The 16,196-nt window shown below is 66.0% G+C and carries 14 protein-coding genes; 9 read left to right on the top strand and 5 right to left on the bottom strand.

Going from position 1 to position 16,196, the window contains the following annotated elements:
• Positions 1-12 precede the first annotated feature (12 nt).
• On the top strand, positions 13-1,260 hold the full coding sequence (locus AC2EBU_RS06495) for a GTP-binding protein (protein WP_484609550.1): 1,248 nt from the start codon (positions 13-15) through the stop codon (positions 1,258-1,260).
• Positions 1,261-1,316: 56 nt separating this feature from the next.
• Positions 1,317-2,231 (top strand): EamA family transporter, encoded by a 915-nt coding sequence (locus AC2EBU_RS06500; RefSeq protein ID WP_484609551.1) that lies wholly within the window; start codon positions 1,317-1,319, stop codon positions 2,229-2,231.
• A gap of 31 nt (positions 2,232-2,262) precedes the next feature.
• Here AC2EBU_RS06500 and msrA read toward each other — a convergent pair whose 3' ends face one another.
• The 3 genes from msrA to AC2EBU_RS06515 all read right to left on the bottom strand — a co-directional run bounded on the left by msrA (position 2,263) and on the right by AC2EBU_RS06515 (position 4,241).
• A complete protein-coding gene (msrA, locus tag AC2EBU_RS06505; RefSeq protein ID WP_484609552.1) occupies positions 2,263-2,805 on the bottom strand; it encodes a peptide-methionine (S)-S-oxide reductase MsrA in 543 nt (180 codons plus the stop codon).
• Positions 2,806-2,923: 118 nt separating this feature from the next.
• The gene (locus tag AC2EBU_RS06510) at positions 2,924-3,256 is read right to left on the bottom strand and encodes a hypothetical protein (protein WP_484609553.1); all 333 of its coding nucleotides are present in this window, start codon (positions 3,254-3,256) and stop codon (positions 2,924-2,926) included.
• 94 nt (positions 3,257-3,350) lie between these two features.
• Entirely contained in the window at positions 3,351-4,241 is an 891-nt protein-coding gene (locus tag AC2EBU_RS06515) for a LysR family transcriptional regulator (protein WP_484609554.1), read from the bottom strand.
• Positions 4,242-4,398: 157 nt separating this feature from the next.
• Between AC2EBU_RS06515 and AC2EBU_RS06520 the strand changes: the two genes are divergently transcribed.
• From AC2EBU_RS06520 to AC2EBU_RS06550, 7 genes are all read left to right on the top strand, one after another.
• Positions 4,399-5,586: an acyl-CoA dehydrogenase gene (locus AC2EBU_RS06520; protein ID WP_484609555.1), complete on the top strand. Its 1,188-nt coding sequence runs from the start codon at positions 4,399-4,401 to the stop codon at positions 5,584-5,586.
• 393 nt (positions 5,587-5,979) lie between these two features.
• Positions 5,980-6,621 (top strand): TetR/AcrR family transcriptional regulator, encoded by a 642-nt coding sequence (locus tag AC2EBU_RS06525; protein ID WP_484609556.1) that lies wholly within the window; start codon positions 5,980-5,982, stop codon positions 6,619-6,621.
• Positions 6,618-7,793 carry an efflux RND transporter periplasmic adaptor subunit gene (locus AC2EBU_RS06530; RefSeq protein ID WP_484609557.1) on the top strand — a complete coding sequence of 392 codons (1,176 nt, stop codon included), beginning with the start codon at positions 6,618-6,620 and terminating at the stop codon, positions 7,791-7,793. Before AC2EBU_RS06525 ends, AC2EBU_RS06530 begins: the two co-directional genes overlap by 4 nt.
• A 4-nt stretch (positions 7,794-7,797) precedes the next feature.
• A complete protein-coding gene (locus AC2EBU_RS06535; RefSeq protein ID WP_484609558.1) occupies positions 7,798-10,971 on the top strand; it encodes an efflux RND transporter permease subunit in 3,174 nt (1,057 codons plus the stop codon).
• 49 nt (positions 10,972-11,020) lie between these two features.
• Entirely contained in the window at positions 11,021-11,686 is a 666-nt protein-coding gene (locus AC2EBU_RS06540; protein ID WP_484609559.1) for a protein-L-isoaspartate O-methyltransferase family protein, read from the top strand.
• 19 nt (positions 11,687-11,705) lie between these two features.
• Complete coding sequence (locus tag AC2EBU_RS06545) at positions 11,706-12,050, top strand: rhodanese-like domain-containing protein (protein WP_484609560.1); 345 nt, start codon at positions 11,706-11,708, stop codon at positions 12,048-12,050.
• Between the two features lie 44 nt (positions 12,051-12,094).
• On the top strand, positions 12,095-13,423 hold the full coding sequence (locus AC2EBU_RS06550) for a TolC family outer membrane protein (RefSeq protein WP_484609561.1): 1,329 nt from the start codon (positions 12,095-12,097) through the stop codon (positions 13,421-13,423).
• Here AC2EBU_RS06550 and AC2EBU_RS06555 read toward each other — a convergent pair.
• Both AC2EBU_RS06555 and AC2EBU_RS06560 read right to left on the bottom strand, forming a co-directional pair.
• Positions 13,401-14,744 carry a 3-deoxy-D-manno-octulosonic acid transferase gene (locus tag AC2EBU_RS06555; RefSeq protein ID WP_484609562.1) on the bottom strand — a complete coding sequence of 448 codons (1,344 nt, stop codon included), beginning with the start codon at positions 14,742-14,744 and terminating at the stop codon, positions 13,401-13,403. The genes AC2EBU_RS06550 and AC2EBU_RS06555 overlap by 23 nt on opposite strands.
• Positions 14,744-16,132 (bottom strand): phosphomannomutase/phosphoglucomutase, encoded by a 1,389-nt coding sequence (locus AC2EBU_RS06560; protein ID WP_484609563.1) that lies wholly within the window; start codon positions 16,130-16,132, stop codon positions 14,744-14,746. Before AC2EBU_RS06560 ends, AC2EBU_RS06555 begins: the two co-directional genes overlap by 1 nt.
• Positions 16,133-16,196 lie beyond the last annotated feature (64 nt).

Consider the following 16,196-nt stretch of genomic DNA (forward strand, 5'->3'; position numbering starts at 1 on the left):
GAGGCAAGCACCATGGGTTTTACAAGCACTGCGAAAACCGACCGCCGCCTGCCAGTGACCGTTCTCTCGGGCTTTCTGGGCGCGGGCAAGACCACCCTGCTCAACCACGTGCTGGCCAACCGCGAAGGCTTGCGCGTCGCGGTCATCGTCAACGACATGAGTGAAGTCAATATTGACGCATCCCTGGTCGAGCGCGGTGCCGCGAACGCCGGTGCCGCACTCTCGCGCACCGAAGAAAAAATGGTCGAGATGAGCAACGGCTGCATCTGCTGCACCTTGCGCGAGGACCTCCTTCTGGAGGTGCGCAGGCTCGCGGCGGAGGGCCGCTTCGACTATCTGCTCATCGAGTCCACCGGCATCGGCGAACCCATGCCGGTCGCAGCGACTTTTGACTTTGAAGACGAAAATGGCGAGTCACTGAACGATGCGGCCCGGATCGACACCATGGTCACCGTGGTGGACGCCCTCAACCTGCTGGCCGATTTCAGCAGTACCGACCTGTTGGAGCAACGCGGCGAGACCGCCGGCCCGGACGACAACCGCAGCCTGGCGGCCTTGCTCACCGAGCAAATCGAATTCGCCGACGTCGTCGTCATCAACAAGATCGACAAGGTGGAGGCGGCACGGCTCGACGAAGTCACCGCGGTGGTCAAGGCCTTGAACCCGGTGGCCGAAATCGTTTACGGAGACCATGGCCGGATTCCGCTGGGCAAAATTCTGGGCACCGGCCGCTTCGACCTGGAGCGCGCCAGCGCCATGCCGGGCTGGGCGCGCGAGCTCGAAGGCCAGCACACACCCGAGACCGAGGCCTACGGCATCGAAAGTTTCGTGCTGCGAAGCCCCGAACCGCTGCACCCCTGGCGATTTTCGAACTTCATGGACCAGCCTCTGCCTGGCCTGATCCGCGCCAAAGGCTACGTCTGGCTGGCCAGTCGGCCGCAGTGGGTGGTGAGCTACTCTCGCGCCGGCAACACCGCTACCCATGAACCGGTGGGACGCTGGTGGGCCAGCGCGCCGCGCGACCGCTGGCCGCCCAAAGGTTCCTCGCTGCGCGAGGCGATCGAGGCCCGATGGAAAGAGCCTTGGGGAGATCGGCTCAACGAGGTTGTCTTCATCGGTCGCAACATGGACCGCAACGCCATCGAGCAGGCCTGGAAGGCCCTGCAGCTGAACCCCACCGAGATGCGCCAGGGCCTGAAAAGCTGGGCCGACCTGCCTGATCCATTCCCGCAATGGGAAGCCACGGCCGACGTTGCCTGAGGCAGCGCGGGCCCATCGGGTAGGCTCGGGGATTCCCGACCACCACTTCTGACTGCGTGCCCGTTTCCCATCTCTTTCTGGCCCTGGCCGTCGTTTGCGTCTGGGGCACCAACTTTGTCGTCATTCGCTGGGGCCTGGACGGAGGCATGCCGCCGCTGCTGTTCGCCACCCTGCGTTTTGCGCTGTCCGCACTGCCCTGGCTGCTCTTCATGCCCCGCCCGGCCGTGGCCTGGCGCACGCTCGCTTCCTTTGGTGTGCTGCTGGGCGTGGGCCAGTTCGGCCTGCTGTATCTGGCCATGCAGGGGCATATTTCGCCCGGACTGGCGTCGCTGGTCATTCAGCTGCAGGTGTTCTTCACCATCGCCCTGTCACTGTGGGTGCTGCACGAGCGGGTACAGGGCTTTCAGATCATCGGCCTGGTGCTGGCCTTGGGCGGGCTGGTACTGATTGCGCTCAACCTCGGGGCCCATGTCACGGCAACAGGCCTGGGGCTGGTGCTTGCGGCGGCATTTTTCTGGTCGTGTGCGAACCTGGTCGTGAAATCGGCAGGGGCCACGTCCGGGGCTGTTCCCGCCCCCCCCGCCGGCCCAGTCAACATGTTGCATTTTGTGGTCTGGAGCAGTGTGTTCGCCGTGCCACCCCTGCTGGCCTTGAGCCTGTTGCTGGAGGGCCCGGCGGCCATCACTGCCGCCCTGCAAACCGCCAGCGCCGCCACCTGGGCCACGGTGCTGTGGCAGGCGGTGGGCAACTCGCTGTTCGGCTACGGGGCCTGGAACTGGCTGCTGGCCCGCCACCCGGCAGCCAGCATCACCCCCATGGCCTTGCTGGTGCCGGTATTTGGCATGGGCTCTTCCTCCCTGTTGCTGGGCGAAGCCATGCCGGCGTGGAAGCTCGGTGCCTGTGCGCTGGTACTCGGCGGGCTGGCGGTGATTGTGTTCTGGCCCCGGATGCGCCCGCTGATCGTGCGCTGAAACCAGGCCACCGCGGCGCGTAGCGGATCGCTCAGGCCTTGGCCAGGCGCGCAAAAGTCTTGCGGAACTTCGCCACCTTGGGCGCGGCCACGGCCAGGCAATAGCCCTGGTACGGGTTCTTCTCGAAAAAATCCTGGTGGTAGTCCTCGGCGGGCCAGTAATGGGCCAGCGGCAGCACCTCGGTGACGATGGGCGCGTCAAACAGCTTGTCCTGGCTCATCTCGCGGATCAGGTCGTCGGCGGTTTCCTTCTGCTCTGGGCTGGTGAAGTAGATGCCGCTGCGGTACTGCGTGCCGCGGTCGTTGCCCTGTCGGTTCAGCGTGGTGGGGTCGTGGACGACAAAAAAAATCTCCAGCAGCTCGCGGGTGGACACGTCGGCCGGGTCGTAGACCAGCTTGACCACCTCGTTGCAGCCGGTCAGGCCGGTGCACACATCCTCATAGCTCGGCCGCGCGGCCTGGCCATTGCTGTAGCCCGATTCCACATCGACCACGCCGCGGACTTCCTTGAACACCGCTTCCGTGCACCAGAAGCAGCCGCCGCCCAGGACCAGGGTTGACAGGGATGGGGTCATGATTTCTCTCCTGCGGTGAGGTCATTGGTCGAGGCGCACCGTTCCATCTTACGGCGGCACCCGAACCCCTTGCCGGGCCAGGGCAACGGGCGAACCGTGGCCGTTGCCGGAAGGCAGCTCAGTCCCGCCGGCGCACGACACTTTTTCGATGGCGCAAGGGCCCGACCAACGTGCGCATCAGTCGCAGCAGCAGCAGCATCACCACCGCCCCGATCACGGCCAATCCCAGCGAGCGCGGGGAGAAAACCGCGTCGTTCACCCCATCGGCCCGCAGCACGGCGGCCACAAAGTCGCCACCGATAAATGCGCCGAAGATGCCGACGGCCAGGTTCTCCAGCAGCACGATGCGGTTCCCGCGGGCGCCCAGGCGCCCCGACAGCCAGCCCAGACCAGCGCCTACGGCGCACCAGATATAAGAATTGATAAAAGCTCCGTCCTGTTGAAGGCCCATAGTGACAGGTTTACGGCCCGGCGCGCATTTATATTTCTCCACCCTCCCAAGGGAGCAGGGCCGCGCCGCCGCCCGGCTTTTTCGGGGCCGGCGCTCAATCGTGGCCGTGCGCGACGTGCCGGACCGCCTGCGCGAAAGCCTCCAGCGCCGGGCGGCCGGCATCGGCCTTCCAAAGACAGTAGGTGTCGTAAAACGGCGCTTCGCCGTCGACCGGCACAAACACCGCCCCGGCAATGGCCGACTGGTGCAGCGCCTGCGGCACCAGCGCCACCCCCAGGCCCTGCGCCACCAGGCTGACCACACTCAGCCAATGCTGCAGCTCATGCAAGGTGTCCGGCACAAAACCGGCGGCGGCGCAGGCGGCGAGAATCTGCTCGTGATAGTCGGGCGAGACCTGGCGCGACACCAGCGCCAGCGGCTCGCCGGCCAGTTCGTCCAGGCGCAGGCGCTTGCGGGTTGCCAGCGGATGGGACGCCCGCAGGCACACCACAAACGGCTGCCGCGACACCCGGATCTGCGACACCTGCGGCGGCACGCGCGTGGTGTGGACAAAGGCCAGATCGAGCCGTCCGCGGGTCAGCTCGACCAGCTGCTCGCTCGAGCTCAGCTCGCGCAGCACCACCCGCAAGCGGCGTTCACCGGCGTGAAAGGACGCCAGGATCTGCGGCAGACCGCGATACAGCATGGTGCCGGCGAAACCGATGCGCAAGGTGCCGCCGAGACCCTGCTCGATGTCGCGGGCCTGGAGGGCGGCGGCCTGCGCCTGCTCCAGCAAGGCGCGCGCGGACGGCACGAAGGCCTGCCCCGCCTCGGTCAGCTGCACCCCGCGGCTGTTGCGCAGGAACAGACGCGCCCCGACCGACGCCTCCAGCTGCTGGATCGCCATGGTCAACGGCGGCTGCGTCATGGCCAGGCGCTGGGCGGCGCGGCCGAAATGCAGCTCTTCGGCCAGCACGGTGAAGCAGCGCAGGTGACGGAATTCCATGAATCTGGTTTTCGTATTGATCAATCGGCAATCAATATTAGACAGCTATTCATGACGCCACGACAATCCACGCTGTTCCCACCGTGAACCCCTCACCGTTCGCCCTGAGCGTGTCGAAGGGCTCACCCACCGTTCCAACCCGCACCGGAGACACCGCATGGCATCGCCCAAAAACACCTTCAGCTGGGAAGACCCCTTCCACCTGAGCGCCCAGCTCACCGACGACGAGCGCCAGGTGCAGGAGGCCGCCCGCGCCTACTGCCAGGAAAAGCTGCTGCCGCGCGTGCAGCTGGCCTTCCGCAACGAAACCACCGATGCCTCCATCTTTCGCGAAATGGGCGAGCTGGGCCTGCTGGGCCCCACCATTCCCGAAGCCTACGGCGGCGCCGGCCTGAACTACGTCTGCTACGGCCTGGTGGCGCGCGAGGTGGAGCGCGTGGACTCCGGCTACCGCAGCATGATGAGTGTGCAGAGTTCGCTGGTGATGGTGCCGATCTACGAGTTCGGCAACGAAGCCACCCGCCAGAAATACCTGCCCAGGCTGGCCACCGGCGAGTGGATCGGCTGCTTCGGCCTGACCGAGCCCAACCACGGCTCCGACCCCGGCAGCATGATCACCCGCGCCCGCAAGGTGGATGGCGGCTACAGCCTGTCCGGCGCCAAGATGTGGATCACCAACGCACCGATCGCCGACGTGTTTGTGGTCTGGGCCAAGGACGACGGCGGCCAGATCCGCGGCTTCGTGCTGGAAAAAGGCTGGAAAGGCCTGTCGGCGCCCGCCGTGCACGGCAAGGTGGGCCTGCGTGCCAGCATCACCGGCGAAATCGTGATGGACGAAGTCTTTGTGCCGGAAGAAAACGCCTTCCCCGAGGTGCGCGGCCTCAAGGGCCCGTTCACCTGCCTGAACAGCGCCCGCTACGGCATCGCCTGGGGCGCCTTGGGCGCGGCGGAAGACTGCTACTTCCGCGCCCGCCAGTACGTGCTGGACCGCCAGCAGTTCGGCCGCCCGCTGGCCGCCAACCAGCTGATCCAGAAAAAGCTGGCCGACATGCTGACCGAGATCAGCCTCGGCCTGCAGGGCTGTCTGCGCCTGGGCCGCATGAAGGACGAGGGCACCGCGGCGGTGGAAATCACCTCCATCCTCAAGCGCAACAGCTGCGGCAAGGCGCTGGACATCGCCCGCCTGGCGCGCGACATGATGGGTGGCAACGGCATCAGCGACGAATACGGCGTCGCGCGCCACCTGGTGAACCTGGAGGTGGTGAACACCTATGAAGGCACCCACGACGTGCACGCGCTGATCCTGGGCCGCGCCATCACCGGGATTGCGGCGTTTGCCAACTGAATCGTTTTCCGTCTTGCCGCACCAAGGGCTGCCTGCGGCAGCCCTTTTCGCTATTTAATTTATAGCTAGAAGTGACCTTTTTACGCTGGGTATGGCCCGTTTTTTCTTGAAAAGTGGCTGAAAACCCTCCGCGGGGCGCGCGTCAAGGCTCCGAAAACCACTTAGGCAAGCAGGGGCCGGCTCTGTCCTTACCCGCCGGCTTTACACAGGTTTACCCACCCGGGACCGATCCTCAGGAACAAGCCGGTTACGCTGGCCGCTTTCGTTGCTGGCGGTGCCCGGCTCTTGACCCTGCCAGCGGGGTCGACTACATTACTAACCAACTGGTCATTAAATGCACCCCTTCAGGTGCTTCCTTCCTCCACCCCTGTAGAACCCATGCCCACGGCCCTGATGTCCGAGTCCCCTCACCGCCGCGAACGCCGCAAGGAAGCGCGTCCGGGCGAATTGCTCGATGCCGCACTGGACCTTTTTGTCGAGAAAGGCTTTGCCGCGACCCGGGCCGAAGAGGTGGCGCACCGCGCCGGCGTCTCCAAGGGAACGCTGTTTCTGTACTTCCCGTCCAAGGAAGAGTTGTTCAAGGCGGTGGTGCTGGAGAGTCTGGCCCGCCCGGTCAGCGAGGGCGCGCAGGAACTGGCCCAATATGAGGGACATACGGCCGATCTGTTGCGTTACCTGCTGGAGCAATGGTGGACCCGCTATGGGTCAACCAAAGCCTCCGGCATTACCAAGCTGGTCATCAGCGAGGCGAGCAACTTTCCCGAACTGGCGCGCTTCTATCACCAGCATGTGGTGTTGCCCGGCACCGATCTGGTGCGCCGGGTGATTCAACGCGGTATTGACCGCGGGGAATTTCGCCCGGTGAATCTGCACCTGACCGTGCACGCAGTCATGGCGCCGATGATTTTTCTGGTGATGTGGAAACACTCCATGGCACCTTGCTGCAGCCCGAATGAAACGCTGGACCCGGAAGCGTTCATCGCCCAGCATGCCGACCTGCTGACCCGGGGACTGGTGAAGGACGTCGCTCCATGAAATCCTGGCTGCGCTGGCTCATAGTGGCCTTGATTCTCGCGGCGGTCGCCGGGGCGGTCTTGCGGGCAGTCAAGGCCCGCAAAACCCAGCAAGAAGCCGTGGCGGCAGCGGCCGCCAGCCGCGCACCGCTGGCAGTGGAACTGGCCGCCAACGAACGCATCACGGTTGCCGAGCGGGAACTCTCCCAAGGCATCGCCATCAGCGGCACGGTACGCGCCGTGCGCTCGGCGGTGGTCAAGGCCCGCGTGGCCGGGGAACTGCAAGGCCTGGTCGTCCGCGAAGGCGATACGGTCCGTGCCGGTCAGGAGCTGGCCCGCATCGACCCGGCCGAGGCACGCTCACGGGTACAACAGGCGCAGCAACAGGCCGAAGCGGCTCGGGCGCAGATCGAGATCGCACAGCGACAGTTCGATAACAACCGGGCATTGGTCGACCAGGGTTTCATTTCCCGCACGGCGCTGGATCTGTCGCAATCCAGCCTGGCCGCGGCACGCGCCACTCATCAGGCGGCGCAGGCGGCCGTGGAACTGGCCGGCAAAAGCCTGGCCGACACGGTGCTGGTAGCCCCGATTGCCGGCCAGGTGTCGCAACGCCTGGCCCAGCCGGGCGAGCGGGTCGGCGTCGATGCCCGCATTGTGGAAATTGTCGACCTGACCCAGATGGAGCTGGAAGTGACGGTGCCTGCCGAAGAGGCCGCCGCCGTGCGGGTAGGCCAGACGGCGACCGTCGCCGTGGAAGGTGCGCCCGCACCGCAGACGGCCCGCGTGGCGCGGATCAATCCGTCGGTGCAGGCCGGCAGCCGGCAGGTGCTGGTGTACCTTGCACTGGCGCCCTCGCCCACACTGCGGCAGGGGCTTTTTGCGCGGGGGACCTTGGCTACCGGCACCGTCCGTGCCCTTGCCGTGCCGGTCACGGCGCTGCGTACCGACAAGCCGGCCCCATACGTGCAAGTCGTGGAAAACGGACAGGTCACCCACCGCACGGTCGCCACCGGCGCACGCGGCGAGGCCGATGGTCAGGACTTTGTGGCCATCGACGGGCTGACAGCAGGTGCCACGGTGATCGCGGGCACCGCCGGCGTGTTGCGTCCGGGCACACCGGTCAAGCCACTGGCCGCGCCAGCGACCGCGGCCTCGGCCGCACCGGCGGCCGCCGTGGCCGGGGAGCGCTGATTTCATGTGGTTTACCCGTGTCAGCCTGCAGAACCCGGTCTTCGCGACCATGGTGATGCTGGCCTTTGTGGTGCTGGGCCTGTTCTCGCTGCAGCGCCTGAAGGTGGACCAGTTCCCCAACATCGACTTTCCTGTGGTGGTGGTGACCGCCGAATACCCCGGCGCAGCGCCCGAGATCGTGGAAAGCGAAGTCACCAAAAAGATCGAAGAGGCGGTGAACTCGATTGCCGGTATCAACGCGCTGACCTCACGCAGCTATGAGAACCAGTCGGTGGTGATCATCGAATTCCAGCTGCATATTGACGGCCGCAAGGCCGCGGAAGATGTGCGCGAGAAGATCGCTGCCGTGCGGCCCAACTTGCGCACCGAAGTCAAAGAACCGCGGGTGCTGCGCTTCGATCCGTCGGGACGCTCCGTCTGGTCGCTGGCGGTGCTGCCGGTGGCCACTCCGGGCGCAACCGGCGCGCCATTGCCCCCCACCGCCGTCGAGCTGAGCAACTGGGCCGAACAGGTGCTGAAAAAGCGGCTGGAGAACGTCCGGGGCGTCGGTTCGGTCGCGCTGGTGGGCGCGACCCGGCGCGAGATCAACATTTACCTCAAGCCCGATGCGCTGGAGGCACTGGGCGTGACCCCCGACCAGGTGGTCGCCGCAGTGCGCACGGAAAACCAGGACCTGCCCGTGGGCGCCGTGCGCTCCCTGACGCAGGAACGGGTGGTGCAGGTGGCGGCCCGGTTGCAGCGGCCGGAGGACTTCGCCCGCATCATCGTCGCGCGCCGCGGCGGTGCGCCGATTCGCCTGGACCAGGTGGCCACGGTGAAGGACGGCGCCCAGGAGGTGGAATCGCTGGCCCTGCACAACGGCGAGCGCACCTTGCTGCTGTCGGTGCAGAAGGCGCAGGACGAAAACACCATTGCCGTGATTGACGGCCTGACCCGCGCCGTGGCCGAACTGCAGCCGCAGTTGCCGCCGGGTGTGCAGCTGGCGCCCATCTTTGACGGCTCGCGGCCGATCCGGGTCGCCGTGGACAACGTGCGCCGCACCCTGGTGGAGGGCGCGGTGCTGACGGTGCTGATCGTGTTCCTGTTCCTGAACTCGTGGCGCTCGACCGTCATCACCGGACTGACCCTGCCGATTTCGATCATCGGCACCTTTCTGTTCATGCACGCCTTCGGCTTCACGATCAACATGATCACGCTGATGGCCCTGTCGCTGTGTGTAGGGCTGTTGATCGACGACGCGATTGTTGTGCGCGAGAACATCGTGCGCCATGTCCAGATGGGCAAGGCGCCGTATCAGGCATCGCTGGAAGGGACGCAGGAGATCGGCCTGGCGGTGCTGGCGACCACGCTGTCGATCGTGGCGGTGTTCCTGCCGATCGGTTTCATGGGCGGCATCATCGGCAAGTTCTTCCACGAATTCGGCATCACCATCGTCGCGGCGGTCATGATTTCGATGTTCGTCAGTTTCACGCTGGACCCGATGCTGTCATCCGTCTGGCACGACCCCAGCATCCACGCTCACGGCCAGCGCACGAAACCGGTCACGCTGTATGACAAGACCATCGGCCGGGTCACCGGATGGTTCGACACCGCCACCGACCGTCTGGCCGATTCCTACCAGCGCATCCTGCGCTGGAGTCTGGTACACCGGGTCGCGACGGTGCTGATGGCCGTGGCGGTTTTTGCCACCAGCGTGGTGATGGTGCCGCTGCTGGGCACCGAGTTTGTGCCCAAAGCGGACTTCTCCGAGACCTCGATCAACTTCCAGACACCCGTGGGCTCATCGCTGGAAGTCACCGAAACCAAGGCCCGGCAGGTGGCGGCCATTTTGCGCGAGTTCCCCGAGGTGCGCTACACGCTGACCACCATCAACACGGCCAACGCCCAAGGGAAAACCAACGCCAGCATCTATGTGCGGCTGGTCGACCGCAAGGACCGCAGCATCAATGCCGACGCGATGGCCGCCCGCTTGCGTGATCGCCTGCGCACAGTGCCGGGGATCACCGTCATCCACGCCGGTCTGCTCGACCCGGTGGGCGGCAACAAGCAGATCGAATTCTCGCTGCAGGGCCCGGATCTGCGCGAACTGGAACGCCTGGCGGTCGCAGTAACCGAGCGCATCCGCACCGTGCCCGGCCTGGTGGACCTGGATTCGAGCGTCAAACCCGACAAGCCCACCATCGATATCCAGGTGCGGCGCGATGTGGCATCTGACCTGGGTCTCGGTGTGGGAGCCGTCGCCGGCGCGGTGCGCACCCTGGTAGCCGGCCAGACGGTGGGCAACTGGCGCGCGAGTGATGACCAGACCTATGACGTCAATGTGCGCCTGGCGCCCGAAGCCCGCGACAGCCTGGCCGATCTGGCGCGCATACCACTGGTGGTGGGCACACAGGCCGATGGCAGCGCGCGGGTGGTGCGATTGAGCCAGGTTGCCGAATTGCGCGAATCCACCGGCTCCAACCAGATCAACCGGCGCGACCTGACGCGGGAGGTCTCGATCAATGCCAACGTGTTCCAGCGCTCGGCTGGTGAGGTGTCAGCCGACATCCGCGCCGCACTGGACTCGATCAGCTTTCCGCCCGGCTACCGCTATCAGTTCGGCGGCAGCACCAAGAACATGAGCGAGTCGTTCGGGTATGCCATTTCGGCGCTGGTCATGGCAATCATCTTCATCTACATGATCCTGGCCAGCCAGTTCAAGAGCTTTCTGCAGCCGCTCGCACTGATGACATCCCTGCCGCTGACGCTGATCGGCGTGGTGCTGGCACTGATGATGTTCCGCTCCACCTTGTCAATGTTTTCGGTTATCGGCATCGTGATGCTGATGGGGCTGGTGACCAAGAACGCCATCCTGCTGGTGGATTTCGCCATCCGAGCGCGCGATGAGGGCATGGAGCGGGCCGAGGCCCTGCTGCTGGCGGCGCGGGTGCGGCTTCGGCCTATCCTCATGACCACCCTGGCCATGGTGTTCGGCATGGTTCCGCTGGCCTTTGCGCTCACCGAGGGCTCCGAGCAGCGTGCGCCTATGGGCCAGGCCGTGATCGGCGGTGTCATCACCTCGTCGCTGCTGACCCTGGTGGTCGTGCCCGTGGTGTATTGCTACCTTGACGATCTGGCCTCCTGGCTGCGCAGGCGGCTGGGTTTGGCCGCCCGATCGTCAAGCTCCGGTAACCCCTGACCGGTAAAATTCGCGAGAATCGGCTAACATACCCCAAGGAGTATTTGAAATGAATTTCGAGCAAGCCCGCTTCAACATGATCGAGCAGCAGATCCGCCCGTGGGAGGTGCTGGACTCCCAAGTGCTGAACCTGCTGGGCGTGGTCAAGCGCGAAGACTTCGTGCCGCTGGCGCACAAGGCGCTCGCTTTCGCGGATATGGAGATTCCCCTGAGCGCCGGGGGCGCCAACGGACAAGTGATGCTTGCCCCCCGTGTGGAAGCCCGCCTGCTTCAGGATCTGGCGGTGCAGCGGCATGAAAAAGTGCTGGAAGTGGGCGCAGGCTCCGGCTACATGGCCGCGCTGCTGGCGCATCAGGCCCAGCGCGTGATCTCGCTGGAGATTGACCCTGAAATGGCTCGTGTGGCACGCGACAACCTGCAGCGCGCCGGCGTGCACAACGCCGAAGTACGCGTCGGTGATGGCGCCGCCGGCACCCAGGTCGACGGACCGTTTGACGTGATTGTGCTGAGCGGGTCGGTTGCCGAGGTTCCTTCCCGGCTGCTGGCGCAGCTCAAGGTCGGCGGACGTCTGGGCGCGATCGTCGGCTCCGAGCCGATGATGCGTGCGACGGTGGTCACACGCGTTTCCGACCTTGCCTGCAGCACCAGCCAAAACTGGGACACCGTCGCGCCGCGGCTGCTGAACTTCGGCGAGCCGACGCGCTTTCGCTTCTGAAACAAGACTCCACCCGACGATGATCGAACAGATTACCCCCACCGATCTGCCCCGCTGGATCGCGCAGATGAGGGCCAACGGACAGGAGCCTGTGGTTCTGGACGTGCGCGAACCCTGGGAATGGCAAACCGCTTCGGTCCAGGCTGACGGCTTCGAGCTGGTGCGCATGAACATGGCAAGCATTCCGGTACGCCTTGGCGAGCTGCCCGCGGACCGGCCGATCGCCTGTCTTTGCCACCACGGGGGGCGCAGCCAGCAGGTTGCGCATTTCCTGGCAAATCAAGGGTTCGCAGCGGTGGTCAACCTGGCCGGTGGCATTGATGCCTGGTCGCGCCAGGTCGACCCGGCGGTTCCCCGCTACTGACCCACGGCCTATCCTTCTGCGACTGCATACCCTGGAGAGCACCCATGCACGCGTTCCGACCCCGCCCATTGATGCTGGCTTTGTCCGGCCTGTTCCTCGCTGGCGCCCACGCCCAGAGCCTGTCGGAGCTTTACGAGGCCGCTCGCGGGGTTGACGCTTCCTACCAGTCGGCGCGCGCCCAGGTGGACGCCAGCGTCGCGCGGGCCGACCAGGCCCGGGCCGGCCTGTTGCCCTCGGCAGCGCTGACCGCCGGCCTGTCGCGCACCGAACTGGACTCCCGTGCGGGCGGGACCGCCTCGGATCGCAGCTACTCGACCCAGAATCTGGCCCTGAGTGCTTCGCACCCGCTGTATCGACCTGCCAACTCGATCACTTGGGAACAGGCTGGCAAACAGGTGGAACTGGCGCGGGCGCAGCTCACCGCCGCCGAGCAGGATCTGATCGTGCGACTCAGCCAGGCCTATTTCGACGTGCTGGCGGCCCAGGAAAGCCTGGCCTTCGTACAAGCCCAGAAGACGGCCGTCACCGAACAGCTTGCTGCCGCGCGGCGCAATTTCGAAGTTGGCACGGCCACCATTACCGACACGCGCGAGGCTCAGGCGAAGTATGACCTCGTGGTGGCCCAGCAGGTGGCCGCCGAAAACGACCTGCGCGTGCGCAAGCTGGCACTTGATCTCCTGACGGGCCGATCCGGCACCGATCCCGTGCCACTCAAAACCCCGGTGGTGCTGCCGGCACTGGCACCCGACGCGGTAGAGCCCTGGGTCAGCCAGGCGCTGGATGCACACCCGAGCTTGCGTCAGGCCCAACTGGCCGTGGAGATCGCAACGCTGGAGTCACGCAAGGCGCAGGCCGGCCACTCCCCCACCCTGGACCTGACGGCCAGCCACGGCATCACCCGCAACCCGTCCGGCAGCGCCAACAGCGCGCTGAGTTCACGCTCGGCGGCGACCACGGTCGGGCTGGCCTTCAATCTGCCGCTGTTCACCGGGTATGCGGTACAGAATCGGGTGCGAGAAACCCTGTCGCTGGAGGAGAAGGCCCGCGCCGACCTGGAAACCGCACGCCGATCCGTCACACAGGCGGTTCGCACCGCCTACTTCGGTGTGCAGTCGGGCGCGGGCCAGGCCAAGGCCCTGGAGGCGGCCGAGGCCTCCAGCCAGAGCGCCCTGGATGCCAACAAGCTGGGCTACCAGGTGGGCGTGCGCATCAATATTGACGTGCTCAACAGCCAGAGCCAGTTGTTCCAGACCAAACGTGATCTCGCCCAGGCGCGCTACAGCGTGCTGGTGAACGGATTGCGGCTGCGCCAGGCCAGCGGCGTGCTCAAGGACGAGGATCTGCGCGCCATCAACGCGCTGCTGGGGAAATAAAAGCCGTCAGCGCCGACACCGTGCGGGCCGCGGCCCCCCGGTGGGCCGCGGCAAATGCCACCGCAGCCTCGCGCATCGCGGCCAGCGCCGGGGGATCGGCCAGAAGCGCCTGGGCCCGCGACACCGCCTGCGCCATGTCGTCCACGCGGCAGGCGGCCCCCACCGCGATGGCCTGCCGCGCTGCTTCGGCAAAGTTGAAGGTGTGCGGCCCAAGGATCACGGGGCAGCCGCAGGCGGCGGCTTCGATCAGGTTCTGCCCCCCCAAGGGCGCGAAACTGCCCCCCAGCAAGGCCACATCGGCCAGCGCGTAATACAGCGGCATTTCACCCAGGCTGTCACCCAGCCAGACGGCGCCCCGCCCGGGCGCGGGAGCCGGCGGGCCGTCGCAAGCCCAGTCGCTGCGGCGCGACACGGCGCCGGTTTGCGCCGCAAGGTCCGCCGCCACGGCATCAAACCGCTGGGGATGCCGAGGAACGATCAGCCACTGGCATGCCGAAAACCCCTCGGCAACTTCATTATTTATAGCAGAAAGAGACCGTTTTGCGCTGGGTACGGCACCGATTTGCTCCAAAAGCAGCGCTTCTTCCCCTTCGCGGCTGCTGGCCAACAGGACAACCGGTCGGCCGAACCCCGCGCGCCAGGACCGGCCGCGCGCCAGCAGCTCGGCCGGTGGAGTGGCGTCGAACTTGAGGTTGCCGAACACCCCACAGACCGGCGCGCCGAGCTGGCGCAGCCGCCGGGCGTCGTCCTCGGTCTGCGCCCACACGGCAGCCAAAGTGCCATACGCGGGGCGCGCCAGCACGCCCAGACGGCGAGCGCGACGCAGCGAGTGTTCATTGAGCCGCGCATTGGCCAGCATCAGCGGCACCCCGCGCGATCGGCAGGCCGCCACCAGATTGGGCCAGACTTCGGTTTCCAGCAGCACTCCAGCACAAGGCTGGAAATGATCAAGGAAACGCGCGACGGCACCCGGGGTGTCCCACGGCAGCCAGACCTGGACATCCCCGGGTTGCAGCAAACGTGTGCCCTCGGCCCGGCCTGTGGCGGTGCCATGGGTCAGCAAGAGCCGCAAATCCGGGCGAACGCGGCGCAACTCGGCCAGCAACAGCGCCGCCGCCCGGGTTTCACCCAAGGACACCGCATGGACCCAGATGGCACCGGAGCGGGCCGGCACGTCGTACCGGCCGAACCGTTCCTCGACCGCGACCGCATACCCGGGTTCGGCGATGGCACGGCGGGCCAATTTGCGACGGAGCAGCGGCTGCGACAGCCACAACAGCGCGCCATACAGCGACCGCGCGGCACCGCCCAGCAAAGACATCAATGCGCCGCCGAGCCAAGCACGGCGTCGGGTTTGACCTGCCGCAGCAGCGCCAGCATGTCACCTTCGATCCGGTGCAAGGCTTGCGGGGTGTGCCCCTCGAAGCGCAAGACCAGCACCGGGGTCGTGTTGGAGGCGCGGATCAGGCCAAAACCATCCGGCCAGTCGATCCGCAGGCCATCGATGGTATTGACCCGGGCAACCGGATCAAACCGGCCTTCGGCCAGAGTCTGCAGCCGGGCCGTCAGCCGGTGGGGCTCGCCTTCGGCGCATGCGACGTTGAGTTCAGGTGTGCTGTGGCTGGTGGGCAGTGCGTTGAGCACTGCGCTGGCGTCGGCGCTGCGGCTGACGATCTCCAGCAGACGACAGCCGGCGTAGGTGCCGTCGTCAAAGCCGAACCAGCGTTCCTTGAAGAAGACATGCCCGCTCATTTCGCCGCCTAGCGGGGAATCAAGCTCTTTCATGCGGGCCTTGATCAGCGAGTGGCCTGTCTTGAACATCAGGGGTACGCCACCCGCCTCTTCGATGGCGGGCGCCAGCCGCTGCGTGCACTTGACATCGAACAGAATGGTGCCACCTGGCACACGGGTCAGCACGTCGCGGGCGAACAGCATCATCTGGCGATCAGGAAAGATGTTGTTTCCCTCTCGGGTCACGATGCCCAGGCGGTCGCCGTCGCCATCGAAGGCCAGGCCCAGTTCGGCATCGCAGGCGCCGATCGTCTCAATCAGGTCACGCAGGTTCTCCGGCTTGCTCGGGTCGGGATGGTGGTTGGGAAAATTGCCATCGACCGCGCTGAACAGTTCGATCACCTCGCAGCCGATGGCACGCAGGATGGCCGGGGCGGAGGCGCCCGCGATGCCGTTGCCCGAATCCACCACGATTTTCATGGGGCGTGCGAGGCGGATATCGCCCACGATGCGGTCACGATAGGCAGTGAAGACGTCCACCTGTCGCATCGAGCCACCGCCCTGCAGGTCCCAGCTTTCATCGGTCATCGTGGAGCGCAGCGACTGAATCTCATCGCCATAAATGGCTCGTCCGCGCAGCACCATCTTGAAGCCGTTGTAGTCCTTGGGGTTGTGGCTGCCCGTGACCTGGATGCCGCTGGTGCACAGGGTGCTGGCCGCGAAGTACAGCATGGGCGTGGTGACCATGCCAACGTCGATGACCTCCATGCCAGCGGCCACCAGGCCCCGCATGAGGGCCGCCGACAGGGCGGGACCACTGAGGCGGCCGTCCCGGCCCACGGCGACCGCCGTCTCGCCTTCGCGGCGCGCGGCCGTGCCAAAGGCGCGGCCCAGGGCCTCGGCAACGGCCTCGTCCAGCGTGGCGGGGACCACACCCCGGATGTCATAGGCCTTGAAGATGGACGCGTTCACTTGCATGCGGGGTTCCCGGGTTTGAAGGGTGTCTTCTGGCATTGTAGGCGGGCTCTTTTTCAGGCAGATG

The sequence above is a fragment of the Curvibacter sp. T50 genome, from assembly GCF_057219955.1.

Excerpts from the sequence above, each read along its gene's own strand:
- AC2EBU_RS06495 (WP_484609550.1), top strand. The coding sequence starts at position 13 with ATGGGTTTTACAAGCACTGCGAAAACCGACCGCCGCCTGCCAGTGACC.
- msrA (WP_484609552.1), bottom strand. The coding sequence starts at position 2,805 with ATGACCCCATCCCTGTCAACCCTGGTCCTGGGCGGCGGCTGCTTCTGG.
- AC2EBU_RS06510 (WP_484609553.1), bottom strand. The coding sequence starts at position 3,256 with ATGGGCCTTCAACAGGACGGAGCTTTTATCAATTCTTATATCTGGTGC.
- AC2EBU_RS06515 (WP_484609554.1), bottom strand. The coding sequence starts at position 4,241 with ATGGAATTCCGTCACCTGCGCTGCTTCACCGTGCTGGCCGAAGAGCTG.
- AC2EBU_RS06520 (WP_484609555.1), top strand. The coding sequence starts at position 4,399 with ATGGCATCGCCCAAAAACACCTTCAGCTGGGAAGACCCCTTCCACCTG.
- AC2EBU_RS06525 (WP_484609556.1), top strand. The coding sequence starts at position 5,980 with ATGTCCGAGTCCCCTCACCGCCGCGAACGCCGCAAGGAAGCGCGTCCG.
- AC2EBU_RS06530 (WP_484609557.1), top strand. The coding sequence starts at position 6,618 with ATGAAATCCTGGCTGCGCTGGCTCATAGTGGCCTTGATTCTCGCGGCG.
- AC2EBU_RS06535 (WP_484609558.1), top strand. The coding sequence starts at position 7,798 with ATGTGGTTTACCCGTGTCAGCCTGCAGAACCCGGTCTTCGCGACCATG.
- AC2EBU_RS06540 (WP_484609559.1), top strand. The coding sequence starts at position 11,021 with ATGAATTTCGAGCAAGCCCGCTTCAACATGATCGAGCAGCAGATCCGC.
- AC2EBU_RS06545 (WP_484609560.1), top strand. The coding sequence starts at position 11,706 with ATGATCGAACAGATTACCCCCACCGATCTGCCCCGCTGGATCGCGCAG.
- AC2EBU_RS06550 (WP_484609561.1), top strand. The coding sequence starts at position 12,095 with ATGCACGCGTTCCGACCCCGCCCATTGATGCTGGCTTTGTCCGGCCTG.
- AC2EBU_RS06555 (WP_484609562.1), bottom strand. The coding sequence starts at position 14,744 with ATGTCTTTGCTGGGCGGTGCCGCGCGGTCGCTGTATGGCGCGCTGTTG.
- AC2EBU_RS06560 (WP_484609563.1), bottom strand. The coding sequence starts at position 16,132 with ATGCAAGTGAACGCGTCCATCTTCAAGGCCTATGACATCCGGGGTGTG.